The following is a 17,160-nucleotide window of genomic DNA, read 5'->3' as shown; positions in this document are numbered from 1 at the left end:
CCTCTGCTTGTAAGGCAGATGCTCTAAACCAGCTGAGCTAAGCGCCCTTACTTGTCGTAAGCGGTTGCAAAGGTAATATGTTTTTCCGAAACCGCCAAACATTTTCGTGAAAATTTTCAATCACGGCATATAAAAGCCGTTTTTTTCGTAATCTTCAAGGCAAAAAAAAATCCCAAACATACAAAGAAGACACAAACAAACACTAAACCGTACACATACGGAAAGCTGTATGCCAACATACTGAAAACACAACGTATATGCACAATCTTGCAAGCTTGACTTCCCTGGCAGACCTCAACACCCTGAAATTGAAATACGCACACTCCATAGATACGACTGCCCATACTAAAGGAACAAACATTATGGCCGCTATCGGCTCAATAAAGAAAAGAATCCGACAAGCGCGCCTGTTTCATGCTTGAAAGAGCAAGGGGGCATATCGTGCGCGACAACATAGGCACTACCTGTCCCAACATGCGCAAATGTTTTTTCAACAAGTTACCATTAATACATACCAAAACGTACCCGACACATCCAAGTTCGCCAAAGAGAAGACATCAACACCCCCTCACAGCATGTTAAACGCACGTCAACCACCGTCCAGCTGCAACACACCGGATTACCGAGAACATAAAGCAGTAGGCTCCTTTCTACAAAAAAACGTTTTCCAATAACTCCTCTTCATCCACCACCCACCCGCCAACCTGACAGATAACGACTATAAGCACTGTATTTCACCAACCGCACAATCAAAACACTCCATCATCCAAACACAATCACGACAAATTGTTAAATTTATGTAATTGTTAGGCTTTTACACCTTTTATCTATAATTTTGCACCTCAAATTTGCACATATATAAATAAAAATAAAAGCAAAAAGATGAATATTTCATTTGAAAACCCCGACAAGATCAACGGTCTGATGACCATGACTTTCGAGAAAGAAGACTATCAGACAGAGGTAGACAAAACACTGAAAGACTATCGCAAAAAGGCCAACATACCGGGATTCCGCCCGGGTCAGGTTCCGATGGGACTGGTTAAGCGTCAGTTCGGCACATCCGTGAAAGTGGATGTAATCAACAAGATGCTCGGAGAGAAACTCTATGAGTATGTGCGCGAGAACAAAATCCAGATGCTCGGCGACCCGCTGCCGAGCGACAAGCAGAAAGAGCTTGACTTCGAGAAAGGCGAGACATTCGAGTTTGTGTTTGACATCGCCGTGGCTCCTGAGTTCAAGGCCGACCTGACTGCCGACGACAGCATCGACTATTACGACATCGACGTGGACGACGAGCTGGTAAACCGCCAAATCGAAATGTTCCAGTCTCGTGCCGGACACTATGACAAGGTAGAAAAATACGATGCCGCACAGAACGACATGCTCAAAGGAGACCTCCGCGAGCTTGACGCCGACGGCAGCACAAAAGAAGGCGGTATCACGGTAGAAGGCGCCGTCATCATGCCCGAGTATATCAAGGTAGACGAACAGAAGGCCCTCTTCAACGACGCGGCCTTAGGCAGCATCATCACTTTCAATCCCCGCAAGGCTTATGAAAGCGACACCGAGCTGGCCGCCCTGCTAAAGGTGGAGAAAGACGTTGCCGCTGCGGCAACCACAGACTTCACATACCAGGTGACAGAGGTTTCACGCTTCGTGAAAAGCGAAATCAACCAGGAACTGTTCGATTCGGTATACGGCAAGGATACCGTGAAAGACGAGGCTGAGTTCCGCGGCAAGATAGCAGAGGGAATCAAGGCGCAGCTTGCCACAGACACAGACTACAAGTTCCTGCTCGACGTACGCGCTTACCTGGAGAACAAGGCTGGAGAACTGCAGTTCCCCGACGCGCTGCTCAAACGTATCATGCTCAACAACAATAAGGACAAGGGCGAGAAGTTCGTTGAGGACAACTATGAAGCAAGCGTAAAGGAGTTGAAATGGCATCTCATCAAAGAACAGCTCGTGGCCGCCAATCAGATCAAGATCGACGACAACGACATCAAAAACGTAGCCAAGGAGACCGCCCGCATACAGTTTGCCCAGTATGGCATGTCGAACGTTCCGGAGGAATATCTCGACAACTACGCCACCGAGATGCTCAAAGACCGCAAGAACGTGGACAGCCTTGTAGACCGCGCCATCGACATCAAACTCATCGGCGCTCTCAAAAACGTTGTCAAACTGAACAACAAACAGGTATCACTCGATGATTTCAACAAGATGATGCAGGAAAAATAAAGCGCACCATCAAAAATAATCTCATATTTTAAGGAGGTTATCGACTTTTTTTATTAATTTTGTTCCTACGAACAAAGATAAAAGGTCGATAACCTTCTTTGTTTTTTACCGAAACAAAGCAAAGATATAAAGATATTATGAACGATTTCAGAAAATATGCGACGAAGCATTTAGGCATCAACGGATTGGTGCTTGACGAGGTCGTAAGCTCCCAGGCTCAATACCTCAACCCGTACATCCTTGAAGAGCGCCAGCTCAACGTCACGCAGATGGACGTGTTCTCACGACTGATGATGGACCGCATCATCTTCCTCGGCACACAGATAGACGACTACACCGCCAACACGTTGCAGGCACAGTTGCTATACCTCGACTCGGTAGACCCGGCGAAAGACATATCCATATATATAAACTCTCCCGGCGGCAGCGTCACGGCCGGACTGGGCATTTACGACACGATGCAGTTCATATCGAGCGACGTGGCCACAATATGCACAGGCATGGCGGCGTCCATGGCGGCGGTATTGCTCGTAGCCGGAGCTGAAGGCAAACGCTCGGCACTGACCCACAGCCGTGTGATGATCCACCAGCCGCTCGGCGGAGTGCAAGGCCAGGCATCCGACATAGAAATCGAGGCAAAGGAGATAATGAAGTTCAAGAAAGAGCTTTACACCATCATCGCCGACCACTCACACACACCCTACGAGAAGGTGTGGAACGACTCCGACCGCAACTATTGGATGACGGCCGACGAGGCAAAGGAGTACGGCATGATAGACAATGTATTGACAAGGAAGAAGCAATAATCACCGATGAAGAAAGAATGCAGCTTCTGCGGCAGGAGCGAGAAAGAAGTAAGCCTGCTCATCACCGGCCTAAACGGCTATATCTGCGAAGATTGCGCCATGCAGGCATACCAGATTGTAGAGACAGCCGGACTGGCGGAAGAGCCGGAGAAGAAAGAAGAGAAGTTCAAGATAAAGAAAGTGCCCAAGCCAAAGGAGATAAAGCAGTATCTCGACGAGTATATCATAGGCCAGGACGAAGCCAAACGCACGCTTTCCGTGGCCGTGTACAATCACTACAAACGACTCAAGCAACCCGAAGACACCGACGGGGTTGAGATTGAAAAGAGCAACATCATAATGGTGGGAAGCACCGGAACGGGCAAGACCCTGCTGGCGCGAACCATTGCCAAACTGCTCGATGTACCGTTCACTATTGTGGACGCCACGGTATTCACCGAGGCCGGATACGTTGGCGAGGACGTGGAGAGCATCTTGTCACGCCTCCTGCAGGTGGCCGACTATAATGTGGCGGCAGCCGAGCGCGGCATCGTATTCATAGACGAGATAGACAAGATCGCAAGAAAGAGCGACAATCCTTCAATCACACGGGACGTGAGCGGAGAGGGAGTGCAGCAGGGACTGCTCAAACTGCTCGAGGGAACAATGGTCAACGTACCTCCGAAGGGCGGGCGGAAACATCCTGACCAGGACTATATCCATGTGGATACGAGAAACATTCTCTTCATCTGCGGAGGAGCGTTCGACGGCATTGAGCGCAAGATCGCCCAGCGGATGAATACCCATGTGGTGGGATACAACTCGGTGCAGAACGTGCGCAACATAGACAAGGAGGATCTCATGCGCTATATACTGCCGCAAGACCTCAAATCGTTCGGCCTCATCCCCGAGATAATAGGACGTCTGCCGGTGCTCACCTATCTCAATCCGCTCGACAAAGAGGCATTGAAGAAAATACTTTCGGAACCCAAGAACTCGATAATAAAACAATACATAAAACTCTTCGAGATGGACGGCATCGCCCTGACATTCAGCGAAGAGGCTTTGGCGCTGATAGTAGACAAGGCCGTGGAATACAAGCTCGGTGCCCGCGGACTGCGCTCTATCGTGGAAAGCATCATGACAGACGCCATGTTCGAGGCTCCCTCCAAACGCGCCAAGACTTTCGACGTATCACTCGAATACGCTCAGGCACAACTCGAAAAATCACATCTGAGCAGAGGTGACCAATAACCTAAAACCTAACCATAATCTATGACAGACAAAGTGAACCTCACGGAAGCCCTCAAAAAATATTTCGGCTTCGACAAGTTCAAGGGCGATCAGGAAGCGATAATACGCAATGTGCTGGCCGGCAACGACACGTTCGTGCTGATGCCGACAGGCGGCGGCAAGTCGTTGTGCTACCAGTTGCCGTCGCTTCTGATGGAAGGGACGGCAATAGTGATATCGCCGCTGATAGCGCTTATGAAAAACCAGGTTGACGTCATCACCAACATAAGCGAGTCGAGCGGAATAGCACACTACCTGAACTCCTCGCTCAACAAGGCGGCGACAGACCGGGTGAAAACCGACATGAAAGCAGGACGAACCAAACTGCTGTACGTGGCGCCGGAATCACTGACAAAAGAGGACAACGTGGAGTTTCTGAAAACCGTAAAGATATCTTTTTACGCCATAGACGAGGCACACTGCATATCGGAGTGGGGACACGATTTCCGCCCCGAGTACCGGAGGATACGACCGATAATCACTGAGATAGGAACGGCACCCGTAATCGCTCTTACGGCCACAGCCACAGACAAAGTGCGAACGGACATAAAGAAAAATCTGGGAATAACGGATGCCAGGGAATTCAAAAGCTCGTTCAACCGCCCCAATCTTTACTACGAAGTAAGGCCGAAAACCAAGGAGGTAGACAAGGACATCATCAAGTTTATCAAGCAGCATCACGGCAAGAGCGGCATCATCTATTGCCTGTCACGCAAGAAAGTGGAAGAGCTGGCAGCCATATTATGCGCCAACGAAATAAAGGCCGCGCCTTACCACGCAGGCCTCGACTCGTCAAAACGCTCACAGACACAGGACGACTTTCTGATGGAAAAGATAGACGTGATAGTGGCCACGATTGCGTTCGGAATGGGAATAGACAAGCCCGACGTGCGGTTCGTGGTGCATTACGACATCCCTAAGAGCCTTGAAGGATACTACCAGGAGACCGGACGGGCCGGAAGAGACGGAGGAGAAGGCCGGTGCATTACGTTCTACTCGAACAAGGATCTGCAGAAACTCGACAAGTTCATGGAGGGCAAACCGGTGGCGGAGCAAGACATCGGCCGCCAGCTGCTGCAAGAGACAGCCGGATATGCCGAGACTTCCGTATGCCGCAGAAAGATGCTGTTGCACTACTTCGGCGAAGATTATGACAAGGAAAACTGCGGAAACTGCGATAACTGCCTGCATCCGAAAAAGAAAATTCAGGCCGACAACCAGCTTGTCACGGCACTGAAAGCTATCCTTGCAATCAAAGAAAACTTCAGGCCGGACTACGTTACCGACTTCATCACCGGGCGGGAAACCGACGAGATAACAGCGCACAAGCATCATGAGCTGGACGAGTTCGGATCCGGCGAGGACGACGACCCGAAGATATGGGCGCCGCTTCTCAGTCAGGCACAGATTGCCGGATACATAAAGAAAGACGTGGAGAACTACGGCCTGCTCAAAATCACGGCCGCCGGAAGAAAGTTTATCAAGTCACCGCAACCGTTCATGATCGTGAAAGACAATGAGTTTGGCGACGAGGACGAAGTGACCGCCGATCACGACGGAGGGACAAGCGCGCTCGACCCGACACTGAACGCCATGCTGAAAGACCTCAGAAAGAAAGTCTCCAAGAAAATGGAACGTCCTCCTTACGTGATATTCCAAGACGTATCGCTCGAACAGATGGCCACGGACTATCCCGTGACACTCGACGAGCTGAAAAACATCCAAGGCGTAGGTGAAGGCAAGGTGAAGCAACCGTATGCGGCTGAGTTTGTCAAACTCATAAAACGCTATTGCGAAGAGAACGATATAGTGAGACAGGCCGATCTCCGTGTGCGCACCGTAGCGAAGAAGTCAATGCTGAAAGTAAGCATCATCCAAAGCATAGACAGACAGATAGCGCTCGACGACATAGCAAACGCAAAAGGCATAGAATTCGGCGACCTGCTCACGGAAGTGGAGGCCATAGTATACTCTGGCACCAAACTTGACATCGACTACTTCCTTGAAGAGGTGATAGACGAAGACAACATTGATGAGATATACGAGTATTTCCGCGAATCGGAAACGGATGACTTGCAGGCCGCCATGGACGAACTCGGAGAAGACTACCCGGAAGACGAAATCCGACTCGTACGCATCAAGTTCATCTCCGAAATGGCAAATTAGACCGTCGGCATCACGTCACGTATCCATATAATGTGCAACGGCACGGCAAAGAAAAAAAACTTGTAAGATAAAAGTCACGGATTTAACACTTTGTTTTTTCGTGAAATAGAAATACAGAAACGATATACATCGCTATATACAATGCGACAGGCCGCTTTTCGCCAAATGGTGAAAAGCGGTTTTTTTGCGACGGGACTCCCGTTGGAATGCGTTTAGTTGCCAATTACGTTGCGTTTGGTATCCCGTTACGATGCAACGGGATACCAAACGCAACGCAACGAGGTGCTTATTGCGGAAAATAAGTACGGCAAACACAGGCGCTTTTTAGAATTAATCCGGCACATCAAACCTAACATGCTAAAACACAAGCGATTACACAAACACCCCATAATCCGCGTATTTGCGGGCACTTGACTTCTATTTTCAAAAAAACGAAATATGAGAGACCGTTTGTAATATTATTTCACAACCTTGCCCCATGCTGCGACCGCATAATGAGAACCTGTCGCTTATCCGGCCTATAATTGTTGTTAATAAATAAAGAAAATGCGGTAAATATATAAATATGTGAAAAAATTGTGCTAAATTTGCACGCAATAATTTTTAAAGCATAATAATATATGTCATCTTTTATTGCAGATAAAATCGTGATGGACGGCTTGACATACGACGACGTCCTGTTAATCCCCGCTTATTCAGAGGTACTGCCAAAAACGGTAGAGTTGCGAACACGGTTCTCCCGTAACATCGAACTGAACATACCTTTCGTAACCGCGGCGATGGACACCGTGACAGAGTCGCAGATGGCCATTGCCATTGCCCGTGAGGGAGGTATCGGAGTGATTCACAAGAACATGACGATAGAAGATCAGGCCCGTCACGTGGCGATAGTGAAACGTGCCGAGAACGGCATGATATATGACCCCGTGACGATACGCCGCGGCAAAACAGTGAAAGACGCACTCGGCATGATGGCCGAGTTCCACATAGGCGGCATACCTGTGGTAGACGAAGACAACAGGCTGGTGGGCATCGTGACCAACCGCGACCTGCGCTTTGAGCGCCATCTCGACAGGAAAATCGACGAGGTGATGACATGCGAGAATCTCGTGACCACCACGCAGCAGGCCGACCTGACCGCCGCAGCCCAAATTCTGCAAGAGAACAAGATAGAGAAACTGCCCGTAGTGGACAAGGACAACCACCTGGTCGGCCTCATCACATATAAAGACATAACCAAGGCAAAGGACAAGCCGATGGCCTGCAAGGACAGCAAGGGCCGCCTGCGCGTGGCAGCCGGCGTGGGTGTTACCGCCGACACGCTCGAACGCATGCAGGCTCTCGTTGACGCGGGAGCGGACGCCATTGTGATAGACACGGCACACGGACACTCGAAATACGTGATAGAGAAGCTTGTCGAGGCAAAAAAATCGTTCCCGCAGGTAGACATCGTGGTGGGTAACGTAGCCACGGGAGAAGCCGCACAACTGCTCGTAGACAACGGGGCAGACGCAGTGAAAGTGGGCATCGGCCCCGGCTCGATATGCACCACACGCGTGGTGGCAGGCGTGGGAGTGCCGCAGCTAAGCGCCGTCTACGACGTATACAGCGCACTGAAAGGCACGGGAGTGCCCCTCATTGCCGACGGCGGACTGCGCTACTCGGGCGATGTGGTCAAGGCCCTGGCCGCCGGCGGAAGCTCGGTGATGATCGGTTCGCTCGTGGCCGGCACGGAAGAGAGTCCGGGAGAGACTATCATCTTCAACGGACGCAAGTTCAAGAGCTACCGAGGCATGGGATCGCTCGAAGCCATGGAGCAGAAGAACGGCTCGAAAGACCGCTACTTCCAAGGCGACACCAAGGAAGCGAAAAAACTCGTTCCTGAGGGTATCGCCGGGCGTGTACCCTACAAGGGGACGGTGCAGGAAGTGGTATACCAGATGGTGGGCGGACTACGCTCGGGCATGGGATACTGCGGAGCACAGAGCATAGAGAAACTGCACGACGCCAAATTCACACGAATAACAAACGCGGGAGTGATGGAAAGCCATCCGCACGACATCGCAATCACAAGCGAAGCTCCGAACTACTCGCGGCCTAACGACTAATATCAAGCATGAGAAAGATTAAATCGCTGATTGCCGCCGCGCTCATAGCGCAAAGTACGGCTTTCGCACAGAGCGACCCCACTGTGATGACGGTAAACGGACAACCGGTGTCTCGCTCCGAATTCGAATATTCATATAATAAAAACAATACCGGAGGAGTGATAGACAAGAAGACTGTAGAAGAATATGTCGACTTGTTTGTCAACTACAAGCTCAAAGTGGCGGCCGCCCTCGACGCACGGCTCGACACGCTTACATCGTTCAAGAAAGAGTTTGCCCAATACCGCGACCAGCAGGTACGCCCCACACTAATCACAGACAATGACGTGGAGCAGGAGGCGAGGAAGATATACACGACGACGAAAGAAAGCATCGGCGAGCAAGGGCTGATACGCCCGGCACACATATTCCTGATGCTCGGTCAGAAAGCCCCGCAGGAAGACATAGCGAAGGCGAAGACACGGATAGACTCGATATACGCCGCATTGAAAGCCGGAGCCGACTTCGGCGAACTGGCACGGCAACTCTCACAAGACCCAGGCTCGGCGCGTAACGGCGGCGAACTGCCGTGGATAAGCAGGAACCAGACACTCAAAGAATTTGAGGACGTGGCTTTCAAGCTGAACGCCGGAGAGATGAGCGAGCCGTTCATGTCGCCCGCAGGCTATCATATAGTGTTGCTGAAAGAGCGCAAGCAGCTCGAGCCTTACGACTCGCTGCGCACAAGCATCATGGCATACATCGAGCAACGCAAGCTGCGCGAGGGAATAATCAACCGCAAACTCGACACGCTCGCCACACAAGCCGACATATCGAAAGAGGAATACATGACACGCAGAGCCGACTCACTGAGAGCAGCCGACCCCGAGATGGACAACCTGATAAAGGAATACCACGACGGACTGCTGCTCTACGAGATAAGCAACCGGCATGTATGGGAGAAGGCCGCAAAAGACGAAGCGGGTCTGAAAGCATATTTCAAGAAGAACAAAAGCAAGTATGCCTGGAACACTCCGAGATTTAAAGGCATGGCCTATCACGTGAAAACAAAGGACGATATAAAGGCTGTGAAAAACAGCGTTAAGAAAATTCCTTTCACAGACTGGGCGGATACGCTGCGCAAGACGTTCAACAACGACTCCACGATACGCATCCGTGTGGAGAAAGGCATATTCAAGAAAGGAGACAACACGCTTGTAGACCGTGACGTATTCAAGCAGAAAGTGAAAACGACCCCAATGAAAGACTATCCTTTCGACGCCACATACGGCAAGATTTTGAAGAAAGGACCGGAAGAGTACACCGATGTGAAAGGTCTCGTCACGGCCGACTATCAGGACATGCTGGAAAAGGAATGGGTGAAAGAGCTGCGCAAGAAATACACAGTGACAGTTGACAAGGAAGTGTTGAAGACCGTAAATAACCATTAATCGGATTCTGATGAAGAGAACAAAGAATATCTGCCGCATGGCACTCGCGATATTGCCGGTGGCCGCAATGACGGCAACGGCACAGGTAAACGGCGGTGATGACGGACAGGACAACAGGAAAGGTGTCATTGACGAGGTTGTATGGGTGGTCGGAGACGAGGCCATCCTCAGATCGGACGTGGAGACCATGAGGCAACAGATGCAAGAAGAGGGAACACGCTGGACAAGAGATCCCGACTGCATGGTGCCCGAACAGCTTGCTGTTCAGAAACTGTTTCTTCATCAGGCGGCGATAGACAGTATCGAGGTTACGGAGTCGGAGATATCCGCCTCGATAGACCGGTATATCGAATATTGGATTAGCGAGATCGGCTCTCGTGAGAAGTTGGAGGAATACAAGAAAGCAAGCATCACCCAACTGAGAGCAGAGATGCACGACCCATGCCGCGACAGGCTGATCATCGAGCGCATGAGAGAACATCTGGTGAAAGACATCAAGGTGTCGCCCGCCGAGGTTCGCCGCCATTTCAAAGATCTTCCGGCAGACAGCCTGCCGTTTGTCCCTACCGAGGTCGAGGTGCAGATAATCACCCACACACCGGAAATCGGACAAGAGGAAATCAACAGGATAAAGAACGAGCTGCGCGATTACACCGATCGCATAAACAAGGGGGAGTCTTCTTTCTCTACGCTCGCACGACTTTACTCCGAAGACCCGGGCAGTGCCAGACGCGGAGGAGAGCTTGACTACGCCGGCCGTAGCACATTCGACCCTGCGTTCGCCGCTGTGGCGTTCAACCTCACAGACCCGAAGAAAATATCGAAGATCGTGGAATCGGAATTCGGATACCACATAATACAGCTCATAGACAAGCGCGGAGACAAGATAAAGGTGCGCCACATATTGAGGAAACCGCAGGTATCGGACGATGCCGTGACAGCAGCCTTAAACCGTCTGGACTCCATACGCACAGACATCAATGACAATAAGTTCACTTTCGAACTGGCTGCCTCGATGATTTCTGACGACAAGGATACACGAAGCAATCACGGCCTCATGGCCAACACAATGGAAAGGGGACATACTTCGAAATTCCGAATGCAAGATTTACCGCCTGAAATAGGACGTGTTGTCGACACGATGAAAATCGGAGACATATCCGCTCCGTTCCTGATGATAAACAAACGCGGCAAAACGATATGCGCGATAGTGAAGCTAAAAAAACGTATCGACGGTCACAAAGCCACCATCACGGAAGATTTTCAAGTAATGAAAAATCTTGTTCTTGCCAAACGAAGAGAACAGAAGATACGCGATTGGGTGACAAATAAGATAAAAACCACCTACGTAAGGGTAAACGACAAGTACAAGAACTGCGATTTTGAATATCAAGGTTGGATTAAATGACAATCAGAAAGACCGCATACAAACAGACAAACGGGCATAGAATCACATTAATAGTGGCTCTATGCCTGTTTGGACTATGCGCCGCCGGCTCGATGCACGGCTCTCAAGAACAGGTGCGCAAGAAGCAGGAAAACAGGGACAAGCAGCAGGAGAAAGCGGAAAAAGACCGTGTCTACCTCCTGCATGCCGACCAACTGCGGTATGACATGTATAAAAACCCCGAGGCGCAGATACTCACCGGCAACGTGGCTTTCCGCCACAACGGAGCCACAATGTACTGCGACAGCGCATATTTCTACGAAATGTCAAACTCGTTCAAGGCATTCGGGAACGTGAAGATGTACCAGGGAGACACACTCTCGCTGTTCAGCGAGTACGCCTACTATGACGGTAATGAGCAGATGGCTGAGGCCCGATATAACGTCGTGCTGAAAAACAGGAAGTCGACGCTGTACACCGACAGCCTCAACTACGACAGGCTGTACAACATCGGATATTTCTTCGACGGCGGAAAACTCGTTGATCAGGGAAACACACTCACCGCCGACTGGGGCGAATACCACACCGACAGCAAAGAGGCGATATTCAACTACGACGTGAAACTGAGAGGACAGAATTTTATCCTGACCTCAGACACATTATACTATAATACAAACACATCAATGGCTCATGCCGTCGGGCCGTCTAACATAACCTCGGGAGAAAGCAAGATATACACGGAAGACGGTTATTACGACACCAAACATGACAAATCGAAACTCTACGCACGCTCCGTGGTGACCAACAACGGCAAGACAATCATCGGAGACAGCGTGTATCACGACAGTAAGAGCGGTACGAACGAGGCTTTCCGGAATGTAGTTTACACAGATACCGTAAACAAAAACAGGCTGACCTGCGACTACTGTTTCTACAACGAGCAGACAGGCTACGGAATGGCGACCAAAAAAGCGGTGGCAATGGACTTCTCGCAAAAAGATACCCTATACATGCACGCCGACACATTCAAGATCTATACCTATAACATCAACACCGACTCTGTGTATCGCGTGGCACACGCATACAATAAAGTGCGGGCTTACAGAACTGACGTTCAGGCGGTATGCGACTCTCTGGTATACAACAGCAAGGACTCTTGCATGACAATGTACCGAGACCCCATCGTATGGAACGTAAACCAGCAGTTGCTCGGCGAGATGATAAAAGTATATATGAAAGACTCCACCATCAACAGGGCACACGTAATCAACCAGGCGCTCTCGGTGGAACAAATGCATGATTCGGTTCATTTCAACCAGCTGGCATCGACAGAAATGTTCGCATACTTCAACAACGGCGAGATATACGAGGCCGAAGCGATAGACAATGTGCTGGCAATATATCACCCGATAGACGACAGTGACAGCTCGCTGATAGCCATGAACTACATGGAAACGACCAAAATAAGGATGTTTCTCGAAAACAGAAGACTCAAAAGGATATGGGCGCCGAAAGCCAACGGGGTGTTCTATCCAATGACCCAGATACCGCCCGACAAAAAATATCTGCCCAACTACGCATGGTTTGACTACATACGGCCGCTCGACAAAGATGATATCTTCAACTGGCGGAGCAAGAAGGCAGGAACGGAACTGAAAGAAGTGAAACGCCGCGAAGCGCCAGTGCCGAAACTTCCTGACACAGGCAGAAGCGGAAACATCAGGCCAAACGAGGAAAACAAAAAGACAAACAATGCACAAGGCATTGACGGCAACGGACAAGAGCCTATACCCTCAGGTGCGACAGGCCCAATGGATGACGGTGATAAAATGCCGGCAGAACAAACAAGCACAACAAAAGAACAATAAAAACACAACGGAGAAAAACCCCGGCAATACGTGAATGGTTGTTAAATGACTTTGTTTTACTCACCGCGCCCGCGCCGCTTCAACCACAGGCTGATATATTCCGACGAACGAAAAGAGCGGTTCAAAAAGATTGAAGAGCGCGCAAAACACGAATCCGGCATGCCCGACGACGAACATCGCGCACCGGAATACATCCGGGAAGCATTCTCGGGAGCCACAAAACATGTGCGACGCCAAAAAGAAAAAAGAGACAAAGCCATCCTCACCACACAATGGTTCACATCCACAGTTGCCATAGCCGCACTGCTTTTATTTGCCTATTGGTTGCTGACGGGGAGGTTTCCTATATAAATACAGACCACTTTCAGACTATGAGCGATGTAATACAACTGCTGCCAGACTCGGTAGCCAACCAGATAGCGGCCGGAGAAGTGATCCAGCGGCCGGCCTCCGTAATAAAAGAACTCGTGGAAAATGCCGTCGACGCGGGAGCACACTGCATCAAGGTGCTTGTGACAGATGCCGGCAGGACATCTATACAGGTCATAGACGATGGACGCGGAATGACCGACACAGATGCCAGACTGGCGTTCGAACGCCATGCCACATCGAAAATACGGAAGGCCGACGACCTCTTCGCACTCCACACGATGGGATTCAGGGGCGAAGCCCTTGCCTCCATTGCCGCCGTGGCAAAGGTCGAACTGAAAACCCGGCTCGAAGGAAACGAGATCGGTACAAGCATATCCATCGCCGGAAGCAAAGTGATGAGCCAGGAACCGGTATCATGTCCCGTGGGCAGCAATTTCACTGTTGAGAACCTGTTCTACAATGTGCCGGCACGCCGGAAATTCCTTAAGACGAACGCCACCGAACTGAACAACATCATGACCGCATTCGAGCGGATAGTGCTCGTATATCCCGATATAAGTTTTATCATGTACAGCAACGGCAACGAACTTCTGAACCTACGTGCCGGAAGCCTGCACCAACGTATATCCGACGTGTTCGGAAAGCGGTTCAACCAGGATATACTGCCACTGAAAGTAGACACTGCCATGTGCCGCATCAGCGGCTTCGTGGGCAAACCCGAGGCGGCAAGACGCAAGGGCACGCACGAATACTTCTTCGTAAACGGCAGGTACATGAAACATCCTTACTTTCACAAGGCTGTGGCAAGTGCGTTCGACAGACTGGTGCCGATGGGCATGCACATACCCTACTTCATCTATTTCGACATCGATCCAGCCGACATTGATGTCAACATACATCCCACAAAGACCGAAATAAAATTCGAGAACGAACAGGCCGTATGGCAAATACTCACGGCCGCAGTAAAAGACGCGATAGGAAAATTCTGCGAAGTGCCGTCTATCGACTTCGACACAGAAGGCAAACCCGACATTCCGGTCTTCGACCCGTCTCAGACAGTGGCTCCGCCAACGACATCGCTCAACCCCACATACAATCCGTTCAGTCCGTCGCCCCGCCATGCTTCCGTACCAACCGGATGGCAACAACTGTATGACGAACCGGAACCCACGTTCGAGGAGATGGCAACGGCATGCCAGGCCGAACAACTGCCCATGTTCGACATGCCCGACACATCCAATGACGGCACTCCGTCGGGCGACATGATAATAGAAGAGAAATCGCCCGCGCACTATCAATACAAAGGCAAATACATCATGACAGCCGTCAAATCGGGCCTGATGGTAATTGACCAGCACCGCGCCGACATACGCATACGCTATGAGAGATACCTGTCTTCCATCCACTCCCGCACATCGGGGGGCACCCAAAAGATGCTCTTCCCCGAAATCATAAGGTTCTCCCCGTCGGAAGCCGTCATGCTGCGCAAAATCATTCCAGAGCTCACCGATATGGGATTTGACCTTGCCGACATGGGACACGACAGCTATGCCATCAACGGCGTGCCATCAGGCATAGACGGCCTCAACTTCACAACCCTGCTGGAAAGCATTGTCAGCGACGCGACCGAAAAGAGCGGCGACTCCGCCGACGAGATAAACAAATCGCTCGCACTGAGCATGGCACGCAGCACAGCCATACCGCAAGGACAAATTTTGGACAACAACGAAATGGAAAACGTGGTAAACGAACTGTTCGCATGTTCGAACGTGAACTACACCCCCGACGGGAAAGCCATAATAGGGATATTACCTCAAAAAGAGATAGAAAATCTGCTTAATTAACATTAAAATAAACATATATATCAGGCAGTTATTGAAAAAACAACAATTAAAAGCATAAAATATTGGAAAAATGTAATTTTTCTTCAAATTTGGTTGGCTGTTAAAAAATTATTATATACTTTTGCACTACAATTCACCAAAGCGCATAATTATTAAGTAATTAAATATAGGTATGAAAAAGTTATTAATCGCGCTGGCATTCGCCGGCATTTCCGTAGCCTCTATGGCTCAGGAGAATGAGACTGTACCGACAGAAAAATACAGTGTCGCTACAAATTCATTTTGGAGTAATTGGTTTGTTCAGGCTAATGTAGCCGGTTCCGCTTTCTATTGCGACGAGGAATTGGGTCTGAATCTGAACAAGAGTCCTTTCAAGGGTTTCCGCAACAACCTCGGTTTCTCGGTAGCCATCGGTAAATGGTTTACTCCGGGTCTCGGTCTTCGTACCAAGTTCAATGGTGTTTGGGGTCGCACAGTTATGGGCACAGACAAGAAAGACAACGCAAACAAATATTGGACATTGAACGAGCAGGTGCTCTTCAACCTGAGCAACATGCTCTGCGGTTACAGCGAGACACGCGTATGGAACTTCATTCCCTATATCGGTGGTGGTGTTGCCCGCAACATGAGCTATGACACATATGCTATGGGTCTGAGCGCAGGTATCCTGAACACATTCCGTCTGACAGACAAACTCGCTGCCAACCTCGAATTCGGTTACGGCATATACGAGCCCGATTTCAGCGGAGTTAAAGGTGGCGGCTCTACAAGAGGCGGTATCAACAAGCTGAAGAACAAGGATCATCAGTTCACTGTTGAGGTCGGTTTGACATACAACCTCGGCAAAGCCAAATGGAACAAGACTCCTGACGTAGACGCTATCCACGCTCTCTCACAGGGTCAGATTGACGCTCTCAACGCCCAGCTCTCTGATTCTCAGAACGAGAACGCTAAGTTGAAGAACATGCTCAACGAGGCTAACCAGAAGGCCGCTGCCGCTGCACAGCAGGGTCAGACAGTTAAGGAAGTTGTCGCAGCTCCCGTTTCTGTATTCTTCAACATCGGCAAGTCTACCGTTGCATCTAAGAAAGATCTGCAAAACGTGAAGGAACTCGCTGAAGTTGCAAAGGCTAACGGTTCTAAGATTGTTGTTACAGGTTATGCAGACAGCAAGACCGGTAGCGCAGGATTCAACCAGAAGCTCAGCGAGAAACGTGCAAACACTGTTGTCAACGAACTTGTTAAGATGGGTGTAAACCGCGATAACATCGAGACTGTAGCAGCAGGTGGCGTAAACGTTCTTTCTCCTGTTTCTTACAACCGTCGTGCGACTGTTGTTCTGAAATAAATCAAAGGAACAGTTTTAAAATTCGATAATAAAAGGGTGATGAGATTTTTCTCATCACCCTTTTATCGTTTTTCGAACATTACCATTCGAATACACAAACCAAAAGTACATCTGAAGACAAGCCCGGCAAATCACCCTTACAGCAGGATGTATCCCGACAGAGCACTGTAAAAAAATGGATATTTCATATAAAATCGCAAAATAACAACAAAAATATTTGGAGGTTTCAAAAAAACACACTATCTTTGCAACCGCTTACAACAAGTAAGGGCGCTTAGCTCAGCTGGTTTAGAGCATCTGCCTTACAAGCAGAGG

General features: G+C 49.8%; 11 protein-coding genes. All 11 read left to right on the top strand.

The annotated features are described in order from the left end of the window. Positions 1–882: 882 nt before the first annotated feature. The 11 genes from tig to MoGM_RS05810 all read left to right on the top strand — a co-directional run bounded on the left by tig (position 883) and on the right by MoGM_RS05810 (position 16,845). Complete coding sequence (gene tig / locus MoGM_RS05860; RefSeq protein ID WP_104369183.1) at positions 883–2,244, top strand: trigger factor; 1,362 nt, start codon at positions 883–885, stop codon at positions 2,242–2,244. Positions 2,245–2,381: 137 nt separating this feature from the next. Then, positions 2,382–3,050, top strand: a complete 669-nt coding sequence (gene clpP, locus MoGM_RS05855) for an ATP-dependent Clp endopeptidase proteolytic subunit ClpP (protein ID WP_104369182.1) — start codon at positions 2,382–2,384, stop codon at positions 3,048–3,050. A gap of 6 nt (positions 3,051–3,056) precedes the next feature. After that, the gene (clpX, locus tag MoGM_RS05850; RefSeq protein ID WP_104369181.1) at positions 3,057–4,283 is read left to right on the top strand and encodes an ATP-dependent Clp protease ATP-binding subunit ClpX; all 1,227 of its coding nucleotides are present in this window, start codon (positions 3,057–3,059) and stop codon (positions 4,281–4,283) included. Positions 4,284–4,304: 21 nt separating this feature from the next. Continuing rightward, positions 4,305–6,488 carry a DNA helicase RecQ gene (gene recQ / locus MoGM_RS05845; protein WP_104369180.1) on the top strand — a complete coding sequence of 728 codons (2,184 nt, stop codon included), beginning with the start codon at positions 4,305–4,307 and terminating at the stop codon, positions 6,486–6,488. Positions 6,489–7,108: 620 nt separating this feature from the next. After that, on the top strand, positions 7,109–8,596 hold the full coding sequence (gene guaB / locus MoGM_RS05840) for an IMP dehydrogenase (RefSeq protein ID WP_104369179.1): 1,488 nt from the start codon (positions 7,109–7,111) through the stop codon (positions 8,594–8,596). 8 nt (positions 8,597–8,604) lie between these two features. Further along, positions 8,605–10,026: a peptidylprolyl isomerase gene (locus MoGM_RS05835; protein ID WP_104369178.1), complete on the top strand. Its 1,422-nt coding sequence runs from the start codon at positions 8,605–8,607 to the stop codon at positions 10,024–10,026. Positions 10,027–10,036: 10 nt separating this feature from the next. Further along, positions 10,037–11,434 carry a peptidylprolyl isomerase gene (locus MoGM_RS05830; protein WP_371410507.1) on the top strand — a complete coding sequence of 466 codons (1,398 nt, stop codon included), beginning with the start codon at positions 10,037–10,039 and terminating at the stop codon, positions 11,432–11,434. Then, positions 11,431–13,281 (top strand): OstA-like protein, encoded by a 1,851-nt coding sequence (locus MoGM_RS05825; protein ID WP_104369177.1) that lies wholly within the window; start codon positions 11,431–11,433, stop codon positions 13,279–13,281. Before MoGM_RS05830 ends, MoGM_RS05825 begins: the two co-directional genes overlap by 4 nt. Positions 13,282–13,326: 45 nt before the next feature. Then, the gene (locus MoGM_RS05820; protein WP_104369176.1) at positions 13,327–13,632 is read left to right on the top strand and encodes a hypothetical protein; all 306 of its coding nucleotides are present in this window, start codon (positions 13,327–13,329) and stop codon (positions 13,630–13,632) included. A 20-nt stretch (positions 13,633–13,652) separates the two neighbouring features. Further along, entirely contained in the window at positions 13,653–15,497 is a 1,845-nt protein-coding gene (mutL, locus tag MoGM_RS05815) for a DNA mismatch repair endonuclease MutL (protein ID WP_104369175.1), read from the top strand. 172 nt (positions 15,498–15,669) lie between these two features. Next, entirely contained in the window at positions 15,670–16,845 is a 1,176-nt protein-coding gene (locus MoGM_RS05810; protein ID WP_104369174.1) for an OmpA family protein, read from the top strand. Positions 16,846–17,160: the final 315 nt, after the last annotated feature.

The organism is Prevotella sp. MGM1, assembly GCF_002933775.1.
In the GTDB taxonomy this organism is placed as follows: Bacteria; Bacteroidota; Bacteroidia; order Bacteroidales; family Bacteroidaceae; genus Prevotella.
This window is presented reverse-complemented; position numbering and strand designations above follow the sequence as displayed.

What these genes read in the sequence shown, in the direction of transcription:
- tig (WP_104369183.1), top strand. Translation starts at nt 883, where the DNA reads ATGAATATTTCATTTGAAAACCCCGACAAGATCAACGGTCTGATGACC.
- clpP (WP_104369182.1), top strand. Translation starts at nt 2,382, where the DNA reads ATGAACGATTTCAGAAAATATGCGACGAAGCATTTAGGCATCAACGGA.
- clpX (WP_104369181.1), top strand. Translation starts at nt 3,057, where the DNA reads ATGAAGAAAGAATGCAGCTTCTGCGGCAGGAGCGAGAAAGAAGTAAGC.
- recQ (WP_104369180.1), top strand. Translation starts at nt 4,305, where the DNA reads ATGACAGACAAAGTGAACCTCACGGAAGCCCTCAAAAAATATTTCGGC.
- guaB (WP_104369179.1), top strand. Translation starts at nt 7,109, where the DNA reads ATGTCATCTTTTATTGCAGATAAAATCGTGATGGACGGCTTGACATAC.
- MoGM_RS05835 (WP_104369178.1), top strand. Translation starts at nt 8,605, where the DNA reads ATGAGAAAGATTAAATCGCTGATTGCCGCCGCGCTCATAGCGCAAAGT.
- MoGM_RS05830 (WP_371410507.1), top strand. Translation starts at nt 10,037, where the DNA reads ATGAAGAGAACAAAGAATATCTGCCGCATGGCACTCGCGATATTGCCG.
- MoGM_RS05825 (WP_104369177.1), top strand. Translation starts at nt 11,431, where the DNA reads ATGACAATCAGAAAGACCGCATACAAACAGACAAACGGGCATAGAATC.
- MoGM_RS05820 (WP_104369176.1), top strand. Translation starts at nt 13,327, where the DNA reads ATGACTTTGTTTTACTCACCGCGCCCGCGCCGCTTCAACCACAGGCTG.
- mutL (WP_104369175.1), top strand. Translation starts at nt 13,653, where the DNA reads ATGAGCGATGTAATACAACTGCTGCCAGACTCGGTAGCCAACCAGATA.
- MoGM_RS05810 (WP_104369174.1), top strand. Translation starts at nt 15,670, where the DNA reads ATGAAAAAGTTATTAATCGCGCTGGCATTCGCCGGCATTTCCGTAGCC.